Source organism: Microcystis sp. M169S2, from assembly GCF_020245865.1.
Lineage (GTDB): Bacteria > Cyanobacteriota > Cyanobacteriia > Cyanobacteriales > Microcystaceae > Microcystis > Microcystis ichthyoblabe_A.
Genome location: NZ_JADBUB010000064.1, coordinates 1 through 19,577, shown reverse-complemented (window position 1 = coordinate 19,577; position 19,577 = coordinate 1). Strand labels below are relative to the sequence as shown.

At 40.9% G+C, this 19,577-nt stretch carries 11 protein-coding genes; 4 read left to right on the top strand and 7 right to left on the bottom strand.

The annotated features are described in order from the left end of the window. Positions 1-323 precede the first annotated feature (323 nt). The gene (locus IM485_RS06830; RefSeq protein WP_287742128.1) at positions 324-3,575 is read left to right on the top strand and encodes a HypX (modular protein); all 3,252 of its coding nucleotides are present in this window, start codon (positions 324-326) and stop codon (positions 3,573-3,575) included. A gap of 168 nt (positions 3,576-3,743) precedes the next feature. Here the strand turns inward: IM485_RS06830 and IM485_RS06825 are convergent, their stop codons facing one another. The 3 genes from IM485_RS06825 to IM485_RS06815 form a co-directional block, all read right to left on the bottom strand. Then, the gene (locus IM485_RS06825; protein ID WP_287742125.1) at positions 3,744-5,795 is read right to left on the bottom strand and encodes an FAD-dependent oxidoreductase; all 2,052 of its coding nucleotides are present in this window, start codon (positions 5,793-5,795) and stop codon (positions 3,744-3,746) included. 244 nt (positions 5,796-6,039) lie between these two features. Next, entirely contained in the window at positions 6,040-6,603 is a 564-nt protein-coding gene (locus IM485_RS06820; RefSeq protein WP_185237535.1) for a Uma2 family endonuclease, read from the bottom strand. Positions 6,604-6,661: 58 nt separating this feature from the next. Next, positions 6,662-8,188: a bifunctional aminoglycoside phosphotransferase/ATP-binding protein gene (locus IM485_RS06815; RefSeq protein ID WP_287742123.1), complete on the bottom strand. Its 1,527-nt coding sequence runs from the start codon at positions 8,186-8,188 to the stop codon at positions 6,662-6,664. 1,059 nt (positions 8,189-9,247) lie between these two features. On the opposite strand from IM485_RS06815, the gene IM485_RS06805 reads away from it, so the two are divergent. Both IM485_RS06805 and IM485_RS06800 read left to right on the top strand, forming a co-directional pair. Beyond that, positions 9,248-11,068, top strand: coding sequence for an EAL domain-containing protein (locus tag IM485_RS06805; RefSeq protein ID WP_287742120.1), 1,821 nt, complete (start codon positions 9,248-9,250; stop codon positions 11,066-11,068). A 723-nt stretch (positions 11,069-11,791) separates the two neighbouring features. Further along, positions 11,792-12,793, top strand: coding sequence for a phosphoribulokinase (locus tag IM485_RS06800; RefSeq protein ID WP_002740086.1), 1,002 nt, complete (start codon positions 11,792-11,794; stop codon positions 12,791-12,793). 52 nt (positions 12,794-12,845) lie between these two features. Here the strand turns inward: IM485_RS06800 and IM485_RS06795 are convergent, their stop codons facing one another. The 4 genes from IM485_RS06795 to IM485_RS06780 form a co-directional block, all read right to left on the bottom strand. Continuing rightward, a complete protein-coding gene (locus IM485_RS06795) occupies positions 12,846-13,559 on the bottom strand; it encodes a response regulator (protein WP_287742117.1) in 714 nt (237 codons plus the stop codon). Between the two features lie 795 nt (positions 13,560-14,354). Further along, positions 14,355-15,416, bottom strand: a complete 1,062-nt coding sequence (gene mtnA / locus IM485_RS06790; protein WP_104397221.1) for an S-methyl-5-thioribose-1-phosphate isomerase — start codon at positions 15,414-15,416, stop codon at positions 14,355-14,357. 177 nt (positions 15,417-15,593) lie between these two features. Continuing rightward, positions 15,594-15,971, bottom strand: coding sequence for a helix-turn-helix domain-containing protein (locus tag IM485_RS06785; protein WP_104397220.1), 378 nt, complete (start codon positions 15,969-15,971; stop codon positions 15,594-15,596). Between the two features lie 298 nt (positions 15,972-16,269). Continuing rightward, on the bottom strand, positions 16,270-17,877 hold the full coding sequence (locus IM485_RS06780; RefSeq protein ID WP_104397336.1) for an MFS transporter: 1,608 nt from the start codon (positions 17,875-17,877) through the stop codon (positions 16,270-16,272). Between the two features lie 451 nt (positions 17,878-18,328). On the opposite strand from IM485_RS06780, the gene IM485_RS06775 reads away from it, so the two are divergent. Then, on the top strand, positions 18,329-19,432 hold the full coding sequence (locus tag IM485_RS06775; protein WP_287742143.1) for a glycosyltransferase family 4 protein: 1,104 nt from the start codon (positions 18,329-18,331) through the stop codon (positions 19,430-19,432). Positions 19,433-19,577 lie beyond the last annotated feature (145 nt).

Here is a 19,577-nt window from a genome sequence, read left to right as displayed (position 1 = left end):
TTCTCAAAAAACCGAACAATGGTCAAGATGTACATACTCTTCATGTATTAGCGTAGAAAATGCACATATAAAAAGCCGCCCTTACCAGTTCAGTGATGGATACCCTATCGGTCTCTTCCGTCATCAGCAACCTCTTTCCTACAATCATCTACAGGGTTGCACTACAAAGGCTAACAAACCAATTACCGATAATTTTAACAAGGTTTACAAAAATTAATGCAGATTTTTTATGCACATCCCCCAGATTAGCCTGTATTATATGAACATAACTATTGATCAAAACGGGCATCTATGGCTAAATCATCAGAGTAACATCTAAACCTATGAGCGATCTGGACACAGAAAATCAAAGACAAAGCGATGAAGACCGACAAAGAGATGCTGCGGTGTATTTGCATCTCCTCAACAATTTGACCGATTTGGACATTAGTGAGGATAGTCCCAAACCGAATGAGTACAAAATAGCCAAACAATGGGGACAAAATCGCATTTTTGTCCGGCGAGTGCTGCGTTCGGTGATGGGAGAGCGTTACCAAGAAAAGGAACGCGAGGAGCGGGTACCCAGTTTAAGCTTGGGGAAATTAGTTACTATTCTTAGCTCACTGGAGGCTTATTGGCAAGGAGAGTCAGCCAAAAATAAGGATAGCTTAGCCCAAAAAATGATCACTAAGTTTACCCAACAAGAAAAAGAACGAGTTCTCAAAAAATATGCACAGTTATCTCTGGATGAAAGGGATAAATTGAAATTACTTGTTCATCCCGAAGCTGGTTTACTTGAGCAGTTAAAAGAGATCATTACCGATGAAATACAGCAGGATTCCCTAGACGTTGTTAGCTTTTATAAACAGTCCATTAATCTATACAGTTCCCAAAAACAACAACACAGTTACCTAAAATCTCTTGATCGAAATGATAATCAAAATCTAGATGAATCTTTAAAGCTAGTTAATCAGATTATAGAGTATATTCAACCCCGATTAAAAAAATATTATCAGCATTTATCAACAGACTCGGAGCAGGAAATTATCAAGGATTTGGTTGATAAGATTTTAAGAGAAGTGAGCCGGACAGAATTTCAAGCTGGACTCAGACAAATTAAAACTGTTGTCGGGCAATGTCCAGATTTTGTTCAGAATAATTTAACTAGCGATTCCATATCCAATCTCTTTTTGGAAAGCCTGAGCAATTCAATTATCAAAAATAATTTATTAGGGGACAAATTTCCCGTTTATATCGACTATTTAGAAATTGAGAAAGTCAAACCTCTGCCCCTAAAATTATACCGAGGCAAAACAGGTTTAATCAATACCGATTTTCTCGATGATCCTGAAGACGAAAATGAGTATTATGCTCAAGGATTAGAAAAACAGATAGCTTATAGGGTGCGAGTGTATTTTTATGTCTATCCCCCAGAGAACTGGAAACCAAAACCAACCTTAGAAGAAAAAGAAATCAGCCAATTTTTCAAGCAAGAAGAATCAAACAGTCGATTAGAATTTTGTGAAGAAGTGGTAGGTGTGGGCAGTCCTATCGCTCATATCACCACCGCAATTAATCGATTTTTGTTTGAGGGGATAGATATTTTGAAAAAGCAAGGCTATCTGCCTGTCACCCAAAAAATAGTCAGTGAAGATAAAGTGATTGGCAATACAAGAAATAGTGCTGTTTGGTCTTATTCTCTGGTTAAGTTATGCAAACAGGAAGATGTGGAAAAATCTCTAGAAGGTGAAATTAATTATAATCAAATTGTCGCCGATCAAGAATTAGCAACAGGAGAATTTTATGGATTCGATCTTCTAGAATCTGCCGCTAAGTCTGCCCTTCACGCTCGACTGAGAGCCATTGAAAAAACGGCAATTGATTCTCAGCAATATCTACAACAACTTTGTCAGAGAATTGAGGAAAAATATATACTAGAAAAAGCAGAAAAATGGATAAAATTTTACCCTTTCTCTCTCAGGGCTATGCAAGATTATTTAGAAAAAAAGCTGTTTAAGGATAAATATCGCAATTGGGATGAGAGAAATTTCAAGGAAGTTAATAATAATCAAGCTTGGAGTAGGGTGGCCTATGAAGCACATTTGGCAATTATTCAGGTATATCTTCAAGAGGGTCTCTATCGTATTGCCCAAAAATATCTTGAGGTTATTAAACCCCATATCAAAGATGGACGACTAGACGATAAACTATTAGTTAGTCTCTACCATATCTGTCTATTTGATTATCATTTTTATACAGACCTTGAAGATGAGGAACGTGACCATCAAGAAAGGGGTTCTGCAATTCGTAAAGCTGAAGAATGTTTGAACACTGCTGAAGAATATTTGCAGAAATATTTGAAAGAATACGCAATCATTGGTGAATACTCTCAAACTAATGCTCATCCTTTTTTCTATTATCTATCTCGTATCTATTCTCACCGCGCCAAAATTTATATCTTTTTCCCTTACATTGCTCAATTACCCAATCCCAAAACTCATTTATTAATTGAACCTCTTCGTCTCTTAGAAAAAGCTCGTATTTATGCGGCTAGAGACGGTGATGCTAATTACTATGCTTACTGGACAGTGTATCAAATTTGGTCTTATTTAATCACTGCTTATGTCGGAGACACCAAGCTATTAAAGGGAAAATTTAGCCGCCAAAATTGTCTAGAATGGGCCGAACGTTTAATTAAAAATGCTCTTGATTGTTATGGAGAGCGAGGCAGAAAATCTTATCAACAGATAAAAAATTATAGTGGTAAACAGAAAACAGAGGTTAGTGGATTAAAACCGTATTCGACTATTATATTTTATGAGCAATACAATGATATTTATGTGCAAACTATCCCCCCAATTATTGAAATCGGAAAGGGCAGCAGCCACTTAGACGAGTTTTATCAAGAAATACTTAAATCTAGTCAATCTCAAGAAAAAATTATACAGCTACCTATGTCAGCATTAACTTACCTTGACTCAAATTCAGATAATAAAGTTTATTTATTTGGTATTCACGCTAGTCTTCTTTTATTTGGGTTGGGACTGGTGGAACTTTGTAAAGATAATCAGGAAGAAGGATTAGAAGAACGTATTCGTATGGCGATGAAAAGGTTTACTTTAGGAGCGGCAATTGCATCTGAGGGAACAGTGGATGAAAAAAGAGGAGAAAAAACCTATCTTCAGCGAATATTTACCGAGCAAAAGCCAAATAAAGATCAAAAAATGCCCGAAGATTTTCAAATTAGAGGCTTATATCCTCACCGGTTAACTCAGTTTACCGCTAAAGGGAAAATTTTTGCAGCAACCTGTCGAGTAATTCTCTTTTTGTATAACTACGAAAAATATAGTAGCTATTGGCCAGAGGTCGCCTATCTTTTGAATGATTTACACGATGCTCAAACTATTATAAGATCGAATAATCCTGATTATTCTTTGGGACAAAATCGCTATAGTGGTCATCTAGAACGACAATTTAAAGGGGTTAAAAGTTACTTGGAAAGTCAGAAAAATTCTGGCAAATCAGGTTCTTTAGAGGAAATTAGAAACAGAATTGTCACTGATATATTCAAAATACTTCGCGGCGACAAAGTGTAAGCTGCCCACCCACTTAAATTACTTGTTGAGATGAGGCACTCTTGCAACAGTAAAGGGATTGGGGGAGATTCAGCCAATCTAAGGATAGGGGGGTGAAAATGCGTCTTAGCTTAAAACCCCAGACCCTGCACCCTAACCCCACCAACAAACTTTTTCAGCAGACCCTAATTAATACCAATCATCCATCGACCGGAAAATTGAGGCATCGGGGAACACAGTGGGATTACCACTAGCGTCGATTTTTTGCCGTAATTCTCGCAGTTGTTGATTGCCGATGAGAAAATCACTTTCTACTAATTGATAGGGCAGTACATTATTATTTAAAGCATACACTGCCGTGATGCCAGCAGCTACCCCAGAGGACCACTCGAAGGAATGGACACGATAGGCGGCCGCGGCAATATGACTGAGAGCGATACTTTTACCCGCTATCAGTAAATTATCGATTTTTTGGGGAATTATAGCCCTTAAAGGGATCTCGAAGGGGTAAGCTTGGCCCTGTCCCTGTCTTTCTCCTGCTTTTTCTGTATTACCCGGTTTTTCGGGGGGATGTTCCGTCATGCAGGGATGAAAATCAATCGCATAGTGACCGATACCGACGGAATCGGGGTAAATAGTCGATCGCTTGCGTTTAACGGCCTGATCGGGGGATAATGTGCCATCAAGTACGTAAAATCCCTCTAATCCTGCCAAGGTGGCAATTAAGCGCCGATATTCTGCCGGGGAAAGATTTTGACGATAGAAATCGCTTTGAAAATTTTGTCGGGAAATATCGATTTCTGTGACGGTAAAACCAGTGGGGAAAGTCAGGGAAGGACGACCGATAATCCGTCTTGCTTCCCGAATATAGGGATATTTTGACAAACCGTGGGCAGTTCCCATGGGAGAATCAAAACCGGAGAGATAACGGTTATTCAAATGGGGAACTTTTACCCCGTCCCCTAACTGGGAATCGGTGGTTCCTTCTACTAACCAATAATAGTAGGAAATGGCGTGTTCTTCGCCCCTGGCGAGGGTTTCTGTGCGTAATCCTCCCATCCATCCCCCCGGAGATAACTGTCCTAACTCTTGCAACTGTTCACGGGTGTAGATAAAGTTATCCTTTGCAGTCCCCGGACGGTAATCATTTCCCCAGGTCCAATTCTGCATGGAGATATCCCCCGGGACGGGTTCGGTAAAAGTAATTCCCCCAAAGGTTTTCTCTTTACCCAGTTGCGGACTCCAAATACGACGATAGGTGAAAACTAGGTCAAAATCGGCTAATCGCGGCAATTCATAGCTAAAATAGGGGGCATAGCGTTCATAATAAACGGGTTTCTCGTGGGTTTGTGGTTTTTCTGTTTCCTCCATGGCGAAGGTATAGGTAAAGCCTTGGGTACAGTAGGGGTCGCCAGTGACGCTAGAGGAAGAAGGTTCGAGATAACTGCGCTTATCGACCCCTAAACGATAGGGAATATCTGATAATCCGATGATTTCCCCGGTTTCGGTCGCTTCAATCACATACCAATCTGCTAATTGATTCGGTTGGGGGGATTTGGGGACAAAACGGAGGATTTTTTTATCAAAACGGGGAGAATTTTCGTAGCGATAGATATCCTCCATTTTTTGCGATAAAAACTCGGTATTTAGGGGAGGAGTACCTTTTGCGGGACTATGTTGAATGGCAATTACACTGGTAATCTGTTGACCGGTGCCGCGATTGGGTAAAGTTTCAATATTTAATTCTTTGACTACCGTGGTGGGAAACCATTTCAGGGTTCCTTTGCCTTTTTTTGCAGCGTCTTCTAACTGTTGAAATAATAATTTATGTCCATCAAAAGGGAAAAAACAAGACCCACTTACCCAACATTCCCCGGGGTTTTGTTTGTCGTAATGTTTTCTAATTCTTTCCCTAAATTCTAGATAACCTTTCGGGAAAAATAATTTTTCTCTTTGTGTGCGTCTTTCATCTAATGCGGAGGTTCCCTGAGAAGATATCTGTCCCCCCACCCAGTCGGTAATCTCGGTTAAACAGACGGTTTTTCCTAATAATAAGGCTTCGTAGGCCGCACCGGCACCGGCTAAACCACCACCCACCACCAGAATATCACAGCCGACGCTTTGATCCGGTTCTCGTGGGGGGGCTGCTAGGGTAAGGGGAGTGAAAGCTTGTAGGAGAAATAATCCCAGAGAGAGGGATTTAAGAGGAGTAAAGTGATGATTGAAAATTTTAGGGGACATTATTGACAAATATCAATGTTGTGGCTGAGAGTTTCCTCTTTCTTTGAAGAAGTAGCCAGGGCATCTGTTCCTGAAATCCTGATTGTTTTTTTTGGGCGATATTGAGAACTTTGTAGCTTGATGCTGGCTTTTGAGAGATTATACACCTTCAAGCTGACAATCGATCGCTTTTCTGGAAATGTCTTGACAAAATAGAGATATCCTGATTCGGTGTCATTCCCTTTGTTATTCCCTGTAATCCTTCCTAGGTTAAATGCAAAACAAACCTGGGTAAGACATCTTCCCCAGATAAAGTAGCAGGTAAATTAATAATTTCCACATCGCTATTTAGTCGGTAGATTTCCACCTGCTGCTGTTGAGGATTAATCAACCAACCCAAACGTAAACCACTGGCTAAATATTCGCGCATCTTTTCGCGTAAAGAGGTTAAGGAATCAGTACGAGAACGTAATTCAATCACAAAATCTGGGCATAAAGGTGGGAACTTTTCTCGCTCTTCTGCGCTCAAAGCTTCCCATCTCTCCCGTTTTATCCAAGCAACATCAGGAGAACGATATCCTCCCTTTGGTAAACGAAAAATTGTCGAAGAACTAAAGACCTCACCAAGTTGAGTTTGCTCGTTCCATACCCCAACTTTAACAATCAAATTAGCTTCCTGTTTACCAGTATTTCCACCCACGGGAGGCATAATTAACAATTCTCCTTTTTGATTACGTTCTAAATTCCATGTTTGATTAGCCTGACAGAGATGATAAAATTGTTCATCGGTCAGATTAACTGTCTCTAGATTTAACACTACAGTTTCCATAATCACTTCTCCTTTTTGCTACTTTATAAGAATGGCTATATCGGTGATTCATCTCAACCTATTTACCTAATTGACTCTCTAAAAATTCTCGCCAAGCGGGATTAGTAGTGTCTAGGGAAATTAGATAGGGTTGTTCTTTTTCATGAAAAGGTTCTGTTTTTTCAATTTGGGCATTTAAAACCTCGATAGTAGCATCAGAAATATCGCCTTTTCTAGCGGCAATCCGTTGTTTTAAAACTTCTATAGGTGCGTGACAATGGACAATATGAAAAGGAATCTGTAAATTTTGGGCATAGGTTAATAAGGGTTCTCGCCAAGCAAATTTATCGTAGCGTGCATCGAGAATAACTGGATAACCTAAAGTTATTAAAATTCGGGCTAATTCCGCTAGTCTAGCGAAGGTTTTTTGACTCATTTCGAGACTATATATATCTAGACTTCCTGTTTGATTTAAGTCAATTCCAGCCAAATGTTTGCGAACTGCATCGGAACGAATCTGAATAGCATTAAGATTTTTAGCAATTACTTTCCCTATGGTACTCTTACCCGATGCAGAAAATCCCGACATCAGAATTAATCTCGGTTTCTGCGGTTGGGTGTACTGCCAAGCTAATTGATAATAATCCTGTGCATTGGCTTTAATTTTCTCAGAAAAACTGTCACCATCAAGCAGAAAACTATTGACTTTTGCCCTCACATACGCTTGTCTAGTCAGGTAGAGAGGCAAGACTTTTAAACCCTCCCAGTCGGCGGTTTGTTCTAGATAAGTATTGACAAATAAATTAGCGAAATCTTCTCTCCCCCTAGCGGTTAAATCCATCGCTGTAAAAGCAATATCATACATGACATCAACGAAGCGAAAAGATTCATTAAATTCTATGCGATCAAATAATTGTATTTCTCCCTGCCACTGACAGATATTATTTAAATGTAAGTCGCCGTGACATTCGCGAATCATCCCTTTTATTTGTCTTTCCTCTAACCAATCTCGGTGTTCTGCGAAGAATTTATCTGTATAAGCTTTCGTTTCATCGTATTGTTTTTGGGTTTGGACAAAATTAATATATTTCTCGGTTTGTTGGTAGTTTTCATCAAAAGCTTGTTTAACAATTTCCAAATTGCCAAACTGAGTAATATAGGAATTAGTCACAGCTTGCCGATGAAATTGCGCCACTTTTTCAGCCAAAGACTCGATCGCTTTTTCCGTTAGTTCTCCCCGTTCAAAAATTTTACTCAGTAAACATTCTTGGGGAAACTGATTCATTTTTAAAATGTATTCTATCACTTTTCCTTTGCCATTTAAACTTATGCTACCCTGTTCTTCATTAATTGACAAAACTTCCAGATAGATATTAGCGGCAACTTTTTTATTTAACTCTAGTTCCTGTTCTAGATAATATTTTCTCTTTTCTAAAGTGGAGAAATCCAAAAAATTATAATTAACTGGTTTCTTGACTTTATAGGCATAATCTCCTGTCAAGAATACAATTGAAGCATGGGTTTGGATAATTTCAACGGGAATTTTGACAGAATGAGAATAAAAGTCGGGATTTTTTAATTCTTCGATTAATCGGTTGCTATCCATAGGGAGAATTCCTCCGGGGTACATCTCATTTTTGTAAATCTACTAAGTTGGGATTTTTAAAGGGAACCCCTCGGTTAAAATTGGGCGTTATTTCTGATTTTATCACTCAATCTTTGACTCTTGGGGGATTCTACCCCCCAAACCCCGTTGGTGAGGACAGGACTGTGAGTACAGGTCGCGCAGTTTCAGATGTCCGTGCAGGAAGTACCTCTTCCAAACGCTGGAAAGCATTAGCTTGACAAGTGGGATCCTGACACTGGGGCATACATTTGTACCAGTTCAAGGATGACTGATAAGTAGTCGTGCAAAATTAATTTCCTAGTCGAGACTCCGAGACTCCGAGACTCCGAGACAGCTATCAGGGATCAGATTTGAGTTTTTAGTTCACTGTTTACTGATCACAGCAAAAAGCGTTCAACTGACGGCTTAGATGTGTAATTAATTTTGCTTAGGTACTTAATTGCTGATTGTCGGTAAACTGTTGACTATCTAAATTACTCGTTAAGACTGCATGGGAGCGGGGTCAGCTTTAAGCGAAGGAATTAGGGGTACAGTTAGCTGGAGATAATTTTGGCACCGGCTATTCCTACTTAAGTTATATGGCTCTCTTATTCTTTGTGTGATAGGTTTAACTTAATATAGAAGCGATCAATCTTTGTGTCCTTTGTGTCTTTGTGGTTCGTTCCAGTCGCTCACTAGCAGGACTGTGTCTTAGAATATATTTTACCCACCAAACCCAAGAGAGCCGTTATAATTATAAGTCCCCCCCCAACAGTGTGAAGAGCGATCGAACCCTTATCCAATATTTACCATCAAAAAGCAAGCATTTAGCCATGTTATCGACTATGATCGGCCTAGGGCAGAATTTGAAGAAGTACAAGGATTTTGGTTGACTCAGGCCTTGAAACCAGAAGATGTGACACAATTACTGTTAAGTAACTGTCCTGAATCACACCCAAAACTTTATTGAGAAAATAAATTAACTTAAAGACGAATAAGCCATAGCTTTTGAGAGAACAAATTAACTTATATTTTTAGTTTTGTCGAGGTGCCGAAAAAATGATTAATGGTTCATCCAATTCCCGTTATCTCCTGATTGTGGAAGATCCTCAGGGTAGAAAAACAATTACCCTAGAGGACATGAAATATTCTCTGGGTCGTAAGTCCGATAATCAAATTGTTCTTCGCTCCAAACATGCGTCTCGCTATCATGCGACTTTAATTAAAAAGAGTATTGATCGCCAGAATTTTTCCTATTGGATTCTTGATGGTGATTTAGAGGGAAATAAAAGTCATAATGGCATTTATGTCAATGGGAATAAATGCTTAGTTCATGAATTAAAAGATGGTGATTTAATTAACTTTGGCTGTGATATAAATGCCAGTTTTCATTTAATAGTCAGTCAAGAAAAAAGAGAGGAAGAACCAGTTGAAAGTCTAGGACAGTTTCAAGTAAATCCGACGGAAAATGGAACCGATTCTAGCTATGATGACCCCCATGCCAAAAGTACCTTAATTCTTCATCAAGCTCCATCGCAAATCATAAGTTTTAATAGCAAGATTCAAGAGGAATATTCTTCGTTTATTCTCACGGATTTACCTAACCGTTATGTCTTTAATGAATATCTATCAAGTGCTATTAATAATTCCCAGAAAAATAATAAACTGATCGGGCTTTTATTGGTGGATATGGGGCGGATAAGAAATGTCAACAGTCAACTAGGTTATCGACTGGGAGATAAACTATTAAAAATTTTAATTGAACGTTTAAGAAAAAGTTTGCGGTCAGAGGATATAGTCGCCCATTGGAGAGGGTACGAATTTATTATCCTGCTGTCACACATTAATGATGCTAATGATCTAGAAAAGGTTGGTCAAAGAATTATTAAAACCCTAGAAAGTAATTACGAAATCGAAAATCACTCCCTAGTCGTGCGATTAAGTTTAGGTTCAGTTATCTATCCCCCCGACGGCACAGACAGGAAAGTAATATTACAGAAACTGGAGGAAAATTTAGTAGAAGTCAAGAATAATATAAATAATAACTCCCAGATAGAGTCGGTTAATGTTCACCCCAAAAATAATCGTAGTTCTAAAGTTGAATATTTTCTCTATCAGGCAATGAGAAATAATGAATTAGCTCTTTACTATCAACCGCAAGTTAATATTCTTCAGGGGCAAGTGGAAGGATTGGAGGCATTATTGTGCTGGTTACACCCTCAATTCGGATTAATCCCCCCTAATCGTTTTTTACCCTTAGTCGAAGAAAGCGAGTTAATCCTTGAGCTTAATCGTTGGGTACTAAAAAATGCCTGTCAACAGGCACAAATATGGCAGCAGGGGGGATTATTATACACTCCCATCTCGATCAATTTGTCCCCACACCAATTGCGCGATCCCCAGTTGCTCACCAACCTAAAACAAGTCTTGACTGAAACCAAAATCGGGCCTTTCTTTCTGGAGGTAGAAATAACCGAGACAAGTTTACTGGAAAATAGCCGCGAAACCGGTCGAATTCTTGGGGATTTGCAGAAATTGGGTATTAGTATTACCCTCGATGATTTTGGCAGTGGTTACGCTTCGATCGCCTATCTCGAGCAATTTCCCGTGAAAAAACTGAAAATAGAGCAATCTTTAACAAAAAAACTGACTGATGCTCCCCAAGATACCCGTTTTATCTCGTCATTGCTGGCGATAGCGAAAAGTTTTAACTTAATAGCGATCGCCAAGGGAGTAGAAACCCAACAACAATTAGAAATCCTGCAAGAATTAGGTTGTGAGAGAATGCAAGGCAATCGCATCAGTTGCCCCCTAGCAGTGGAGGAAATGACGACATTTCTCCACACCCACCGCACCCTCTCAGTAATCAGTGATCAGTGATCAGTTAGCAGTTATCAGATCTGGGTTTTTAGTAAGGAGGAGTAAATAGGGTTTACGGCAAAAAGCTTTTCCTAGGGGCAGGGTGTGGGGTGTGGGGTGTGGGGTGTGGGGTTTTACCCATTTTCAGGTGGTCAATTACCTAATTTTCAGGGAAAAATTACCTGAATTTTCCCCCCAATCACTCCAATGGTCGGCACTTTTTGAGGGAAAAAAGTCTAAAAGCCTTATCCAACAAGGTTTTTAGATTTATTCAGCAAGCCCTAAATAGCATTAAGTACCTATAGCGGTAAGCGCTTGAGTGAGATACAGACCAAGCTTTGCCTAGCATGGTTTATAGCTCGTGACACTGTACCTCATACGACTGCACACCGCTATAAGCAAAATTAATTACACATATCTAACCACCTCTTGCCTCTTGCCCCTTGCCTATCTTCACTAGGAAATTAATTTTGCACGACTACTTAACAGTGCTGTCCTTGCACTGATCACTGTTTACTGATAACTGATAACTGATAACTGATAACTGATAACTGATTTTGGTCACTGATTCCGGTATGATCTGAACAGAGAATCTAGTATTAAATACTTACTCATTCTAGCGTGAGGCTCTCGCCGAACCTGTCAGCAGCAGAAATTTGTAGCGGCGGGGTACTGCTGGATCCAGAGTCTGGTTTAATTACATACTATAGGGTTAACAATTAGTTGTGTATTTAGAGGGAAACTATGGCCAATAAGCCAGAGCGCGTGGTTCTAATCGGTGTAGCTGGGGACTCCGGTTGTGGGAAATCTACTTTTTTACGTCGTTTGACCGATTTATTCGGGGCCGAGTTTATGACAGTGATCTGTTTAGATGACTACCATTGCCTCGATCGCAAACAGAGAAAAGAGGTGGGTGTCACCGCACTCAATCCGAAAGCGAATAACTTTGACCTAATGTATGAGCAGATTAAAGCTCTCAAGGGAGGTCAAGCCATTAATAAACCTATTTATAATCATGAAACGGGGATGATCGATCCCCCCGAAATCATCGAACCGAATAAGGTAATCGTGATCGAGGGACTACACCCCTTATATGATGAACGAGTCCGGTCTCTATTAGATTTCAGCGTTTATCTCGATATTAGCGATGAAGTCAAAGTTAACTGGAAAATTCAACGGGATATGGCCGAGCGCGGTCACACCTATGATGATGTGATGGCGGCCATTAATTCTAGAAAACCCGATTTCAGTGCCTATATCGATCCCCAAAGACAGTACGCTGACGTGGTGATTCAAGTGCTGCCCACCAAATTACTTGAAGATCACGAAAGTAAATTACTGCGGGTCCGTTTAATCCAGAAAGAAGGGGTAGAAAACTTTGAACCCGCTTATCTGTTTGATGAAGGTTCCACCATCGATTGGCGGCCCTGTGGTCGTAAATTGACCTGCACTTATCCCGGTATTAAACTCTACTATGGTCCAGATGGCTTCTTGGGCAATGAAGTGTCGATTCTGGAACTAGATGGTCAATTCGATAACCTAGAAGAAATGATCTACATCGAAAGCCATTTGAGCAAAACTGGCACTAAATACTACGGTGAAATGACCGAATTACTGCTCAAACACAAGGATTATCCCGGTTCCACCAATGGTACGGGTTTATTCCAAGTATTGGTCGGTCTCAAAATGCGTGAAACCTACGAAAAACTAATGGCAGCCGAAGCAAAAGTGGCAGCGTCAGTCTAGTTTCTAGTTTTGACCGAACCGGCATCCTATATGGTTAGGATGCTGGTTTTTTTTAATCTACTAATCCCGATCGCAGGGCCAGCACTGCCGCTTGAGTGCGATCATCCACAGAGAGTTTATTTAAGATATTGCGGACATGGGTTTTCACCGTGCCGATGGTGATATAGAGTCGGCTGGCAATCTGAGCATTACTACAACCCGCAACAATCAGATCGAGAATTTCTAGCTCTCGTTGCGTTAGGGGCGCATTTTCCAATAATTGACGATATTCTGGGTCAAGGCCGTGAATTGCCACTGTTTTCGACCTGGCAGCCCCACCCACGGGAACTGTTTGGCGCACTTGTTTCAGGATAATATTGGCGATCACAGGATCGATCCAGGGATTGCCTTCCTGGGTGTAATAAATCGCCTCGACTAATTTATCGACGCTAATATCCTTCATACAGTAGGAATCAGCCCCAGCAGCAAAAGCCGCTAAAACCTGTTCTGGGGTTTTGTGCATGGTTAGGATCAGGATTTTCGTGGCCAAGCTGTCTTCGCCCCGATTTTGTTGGAAGCGTCGCACTAACTCGATCCCATCGATCATGGGTAAACCTATATCGATGATCGCCACATCGGGTTTAGTCTCCTCTAGCAGTTTCAGTCCCTGTAATCCACTGATGGCTTCTCCCACTACTTGAATACCCTCCCGATGCTGGAGAGCCGCCACTAACCCCATGCGCGTTAGATCGTGATCCTCTACAACGACAACCCGCACTATATTCATATTTTTTGACGAGTTCCGCCGAATTGGACGTTGCTTTGCTAATTTTGAATTTTGGATTATTAGAGTCCCCCCCAACATTGACTTCACTCCGTTCTCCCTTTCTTGAATTCCACTTTCTTATCTTCATCCGGCAATTTCCTTTTTCCAGTTGATTTTATTTCTACTTACGAAAAGTAAGGCCTGCCAAGATACTTAAATCCCCCTCAAATCTACCTAAATCTACACTTTACCGTTCGGAGCTTGGTCTTTACCCTTCCATTATAACATCGTTTAAATCTCGATTAGGTAAGGATTTAACAGGAATAAATTTTCGAGCTGCTTGGGTTTTAAGAGAATAAAACCAAGCTCTGGTTCATTTAATTTTTTTAGACTATCTCAACACAAATCTTTTAAGTAAACAAAAAGATCTATCTGGGGATTAACTAAGATTAATTAAGTAGCTGGTTATAATTAAATTAAAAATGGATTTTAGGTTCGATCCCCCCTGCCCCCCTTGATAAGGGGGGTGCCGATAGGCGGGGGGATCCCCCCTTAATCCCCCCTTAATAAGGGGGGCATCTGATAATTTTTAACGCCTACCTACTTAAGCTGAGTAATAGCATTTAACTATAGATAAAAGCAAATCCTAATCATTGTCTTCCTTGATGTTATCCTTATACGCCATTTTAGTTTATTTGTCAATAGTGATCTTACCCATTTTCCCCTTGTCCGTCACCTCCAATTAGATTGAGGCGGAATTTTTCCCCACTGTGGCAATCCAGATAAAAATGGTGTCAGTGGGGAAAAAGCTCACCCCTAGTATTCCTGTAAAAAAATTAATTCAGCCGGCGTTACCGCTCCTTTTTCCGTAATGATAGCGGTGATGAAAGCGGCCGGAGTAACATCGAAGGCAGGGTTATAAAAATTAACATTTCTAGGGCAAAGGGTAGTCGTCCCCACCTGATAAATTTCGGCACTATCGCGCTGTTCGATCGGGATACCCGTACCATCCTTAAGGGAAAAATCCACCGTCGATAGGGGGGCAGCCACATAAAAAGGCAGATTATGAGCTTTTGCCACCACTGCGAGGGAATAGGTGCCGATTTTGTTGGCCGTGTCCCCATTGGCCGCAATGCGATCGGCCCCAACGATCACCGCATCGATCAGTTTTTGCTGCATACAGTGGGCCGCCATGCTATCGGTGATCACGGTGACGGGAATTCCCTCCCGCGCACATTCCCAAGCGGTTAATTTTGCCCCTTGCAACCTTGGCCGGGTTTCGTCTGCATACACTTGTATTAATCTTCCCGCCGTCCAAGCGGAACGAATTACCCCTAAAGCAGTACCATAACTGGCCGTGGCCAGGGAACCAGTATTACAGTGGGTTAAAATTGTCAGTTTTTCTGGTTGCTCTGGCAGCGCCAATAAACCATGATGACCGATCGCCCGACAGGTTTCCACGTCTTCTTTTTGGATATTGTGGGCAGTTTCCAGGAGATTTTTGCTAATTATTGCCACTTCTGGGCCACTTTCCCTGGCCACTTTTAACATTCGCTCGATCGCCCAGAATAAATTCACCGCCGTCGGCCGGGTTTGGGCTAATCGATCGGCTATTCTAGTTAAATCGGCCAGAAACTGCTCTTTCTGGTTGGTTTTAATTTCCTGCGCTCCTAAAACCATACCATAGGCAGCCGCTACCCCGATCGCCGGAGCGCCACGGACAATCATCGTTTCGATCGCCCGGGCCATGGCTTCACTGCTGGTGATCTCAACTTCCCCATACTCCATGGGTAAACGGGTTTGATCGATCAGCCAAACTTTGTTATCTTGCCAACGCACGGGATAGATTGAGTTATTCTCGGCATTGTTTGTGGTCATAATTAGTAATCTCCGTAATAGTTGCAAAATTTTGGTTTTTTTGAAGAGGTCTAGTCTCGTGCGCTCTAGTTACTTTAAGCGATCGAGCTTGGATTCTGGTCATAGCTAGATTCGGGTTTAATCTTATACATCCCGAATTTTATCCTTTAGATTCTTGTTTAAGTTTTTGGACTCTTTCTATCTCTTTTCCGGTCGGGTGTAGAGTTTTTTTTTGCGGGTGATTCTCAAGCGTTCGGCTATTCTTGCCACTGTGGCCACACTTAACACTATACCGGTTCTTTCTAGGAATAGTTTCGATAGTTCGGCTAGAGTTGCGTCATTATTTTCCTCAATCAAATCACCGAGGGCGATCATCTGTTCTGGCGTAAGTTTTAAATGACGGCCACATCGATAAGTCTTCGGTCGAATATCTCCCGTTTCTCGAGATTGCTTCAAAAGCTTTTGTACGAAACTTAAGGTTACGCAGAATCTTTTCGCTAATTGTCTTTGAGAGATGGGTTCGTTATAATAACAGTCTAGGATTTTCTGACGGAACTCTACTGGATAGGGTTTCATTTTTTTTACAATTTAGCTATCGATAACATTATACTCATTGAAGACATTATGCTGCTGGGTCGATTGTACCCAGTAATCAGTAGTTCAAAAGTCAATACAAGTGCTTTAGGGTAAAGGTTTACTGATTTTTTTGGGCAGGAAGTTCGGGAATAAATAAAAATAATTTCCTGTCTCCTGACGGCGGACAATTGATGTTTAAGTACCTAAGCAAAATTAATTACACATATCTAACCACCTCTTGCCTCTTGCCTTTTGCCTTTTGCCTTTCTTCACCAGGAAATTTATTTTACACGACTACTTACTTTTCCTCTTGTCTTCTTGCTGCTAATTGGTCTAAAATTTCGGTGTGAACTTGGCGAGTAATTGGATAAAAATAAGCAAGAATTAAGCTAATGATCAGAAAAAATGCCGGTAAAGGTGCAATTGCTAGGCGAATTGCTATTAAAGCACTATCCGGCTGCAGGGGAATTGCTTCTCCTGGGATTCTCGGTTTAAACCCCGATGTTTCTAGAGCAATACCGACAAGAAATAACCCCAAAGCTAAACCAATTTTTTGTAAAAGTACCATAAAAGCATAAAAAATACCTTCTCGACGTTTTCCTGTTTCTAATTCGTCTAATTCAATCACATCAGGAACCATTGACCAAGGAATTAAATAGGCCACAGATACGCCAAATCCCGCCAAAACTGCCAAAATATACATTAAAGTTATTTCTCCTGGTTGGAGCAAAAATAAACCAATTTGGGCGATAATCCAGACAGTCATCCCTAAAAAATAGACTATCTTTTTGTCTAATTTTTGACTAACTGCTTGCCAAAAAAACAACATCACTAAAGCTGTTCCCTGTACTGCTAAAGCAACTAAACCCGATTCTGCTTCTGATAGTCTCATGTAGCTAACGACGTAGTAAACCAAAATCGAGGCGGTTAATTGTACTCCTAACCAAGCACAAAGATAGATGCCAATAACGTATAAAAAGGGACGATTACCAAAAACTATTTTTAATTGTTCTTTCAGGGGAATAGTTTCGGTATTATCAGCAGCTTCTCTCTGTTTAATTGCCGCACCATCCCTGAGATGATTTTCAGTTTTACCATAGTAAATATTTAACCCAGAAACTATCCCTTCTATTCCTAATAAAATTGTAGAAATAGCGATAAAATCTCTGGGATTTGCTCCCATTTTTCCTACTCCATAGACCAAGGAAAGCGCACCGGTAACTATAAAAGCAATTGCCAAAACTTTTTTCTGAGCGGGATTGAGAATCGCTTTTGCTCCTCGTTCTTGTAAAACTAAAGCGCACCAAATAATCGCTATAATCGACATTAAAGCACAAACTACACCTAACAATAAAAAAGCTTTATGGAGATCGTTGGCATAGGAGGATGAGACGAGAATATAGAGAATTAATGAGAGAATGCTACCCCCGATCGAAAAGGCAAAACGAAAACTATTTAAGCGGGTTCTCTCATTATAATCATGAGTTAATTCAGGGGTGAGAGCCTGGTAGGGAAGATTGACTACCGTGTAGGTTAAATTAAAAATAATGCCGATAAAAATATAATATAAAAATAACCATAATTGGTTATTAGTCGGGATTAACCACAGTAAAAAATAGCTAATTCCGAAGGGAATCGACCCCAATAACATCCATGGTAAGCGACGACCCCAGATAGTACGAGTTCGATCGCTCCACATACCAATGATCGGATCGTTAATAGCGTCAAAAATTCTCACCACCATCAGCACACTACCGGCTAATCCTGCCGATAATCCTGCCACATCAGTGAGGAAAAATAGCAAGTAAAATACCGAGATATTGGCAGTGATAGCCGGTCCTAAATCACCCGCACCATAGGCAATTTTTGTGGTTAAATTGAGTCTTTCAGCAGTTAAATGAGCCATAAAAGCAATTACAGAGATTACCATAAGCTTAACCGTTCTGGGGGCATTTGTAACCTTTGTCAGAACGGTTGAGGAACTTTAATTTTTTTTGATCTCTAGTAATTCCTGAAAATATCTAGCATTAAAAGAGGAAGATTGCTCGATGACACCGGGGAAAGAGAAATAGCTTTATCTTTGGCATCCGAGAAAATTCTGACTATTCTATCGCCTTGGTCAGCATTATGAGCTAAACTGGCTAATATCAGTTATTTTAGCTATCAGCATCGAAATTTCCCTGATTCTGGCAGTTACACGCAAGAAGAGCCACCAGATTGTTCTTTTTCGGACTGTTAGCGGTTAGGATCTGTTACTTGGGAAACGATCAAAATGGATCAAGAAAGTGCGATAGTACAGATCAAAGATCGGGGAAAATTTTTTCGCCAAACCCAAAACTTTTTGACGCTGACGTTCTATTATGCCTCATATCTTCCTATTTTTAGAGATTTTTTGCCAAGAAGGCGGTATTCAATCCTATATTAAGGATGTCCTGCAAGCTTATCTGACTTTACCCGATTCCGAGGCAGTGGAGGTTTTTTTACTACGGGATGCCCCTGATTGCCCTAATCCTTTTAAAAATCAAGGTATTACCTTTCATTACCTGAAAAATAAGTCAGTAACTCTCGGACGCATTCAATTAGCCCTTAAGTTTTTAGTTTCTCTCCTCCAGAAACGTCCCCAACGGGTTTTTTGTGGTCATATAAATTTAGCCCCCCTCACCCGTCTTTACTGTCAAGCTTTAGGCATCCCCTACACTGTCCTCACCTACGGTAATGAAGTCTGGGATCCTTTACCAAATTCCCAAAAACAGGCCCTGCAAGCGGCCGCATCAATCTGGACAATTAGCCGTTATACTCGCGATCTTATGTGTGAGGCCAACGCTATCGATGCCAAAAAAGTAGCAATTCTCCCCTGTGTGGTGGATGAAGAAAAGTTTAATTTAGGCGAAAATTCCTTGACATTAATCAAAAAATATGATATAGAAAATGCCAAAGTTTTATTAACAGTGGCCCGGTTGTGGTCGGGGGATATCTATAAGGGGATAGATGTGACAATTCGGGCCCTGCCGACAATTCTAGAGACTTATCCCGAGGTAAAATATCTAGTTATCGGACGAGGAGACGATCGCCCAAGGTTAGAAGCTTTAGCCAAGCAGTTAGGAGTCGATAAACAGGTAATTTTCGCCGGTTTTGTCCCCACGAAGCAATTAGCCGACCATTATCGTTTGGCCGATGCTTACGTTATGCCTTCCCGGGAAGGATTCGGGATTGTTTACCTAGAAGCGATGGCCTGTGGTATTCCCGTGATTTCTGGGGATGAGGACGGTTCAGCAGAGCCGCTGCAGGATGGTTTGGTGGGATGGCGCGTTCCCTATCGAGATGCCGAAAAGGTGGCCAAAGCTTGTTTAGAAATTTTGTCAGGTCAGGATCAACGTTGTCACCCCCAATGGTTGCGTCAACAAACTCTAAATAAATTCGCCAAAAAGACTTTACAAGCAAAATTAGAGCAGTTAATCTAAGTAGGTAGGCGTTAAAAATTATCAGAAACCCCCCTTATCAAGGGGGGCAGGGGGGATCCGCACCCCCCTTATCAAGGGGGGCAGGGGGGATCCGCACCCCCCTTATCAAGGGGGGCAGGGGGGATCCGCACCCCCCTTATCAAGG

Bases quoted from the DNA above. Each gene is read 5' to 3' on its own strand.
- IM485_RS06820 (WP_185237535.1), bottom strand. From the start codon at position 6,603: ATGGAAACTGTAGTGTTAAATCTAGAGACAGTTAATCTGACCGATGAA.
- IM485_RS06795 (WP_287742117.1), bottom strand. From the start codon at position 13,559: ATGAATATAGTGCGGGTTGTCGTTGTAGAGGATCACGATCTAACGCGC.
- IM485_RS06815 (WP_287742123.1), bottom strand. From the start codon at position 8,188: ATGGATAGCAACCGATTAATCGAAGAATTAAAAAATCCCGACTTTTAT.
- IM485_RS06800 (WP_002740086.1), top strand. From the start codon at position 11,792: ATGGCCAATAAGCCAGAGCGCGTGGTTCTAATCGGTGTAGCTGGGGAC.
- IM485_RS06825 (WP_287742125.1), bottom strand. From the start codon at position 5,795: ATGTCCCCTAAAATTTTCAATCATCACTTTACTCCTCTTAAATCCCTC.
- mtnA (WP_104397221.1), bottom strand. From the start codon at position 15,416: ATGACCACAAACAATGCCGAGAATAACTCAATCTATCCCGTGCGTTGG.
- IM485_RS06805 (WP_287742120.1), top strand. From the start codon at position 9,248: ATGATTAATGGTTCATCCAATTCCCGTTATCTCCTGATTGTGGAAGAT.
- IM485_RS06780 (WP_104397336.1), bottom strand. From the start codon at position 17,877: ATGGCTCATTTAACTGCTGAAAGACTCAATTTAACCACAAAAATTGCC.
- IM485_RS06785 (WP_104397220.1), bottom strand. From the start codon at position 15,971: ATGAAACCCTATCCAGTAGAGTTCCGTCAGAAAATCCTAGACTGTTAT.
- IM485_RS06830 (WP_287742128.1), top strand. From the start codon at position 324: ATGAGCGATCTGGACACAGAAAATCAAAGACAAAGCGATGAAGACCGA.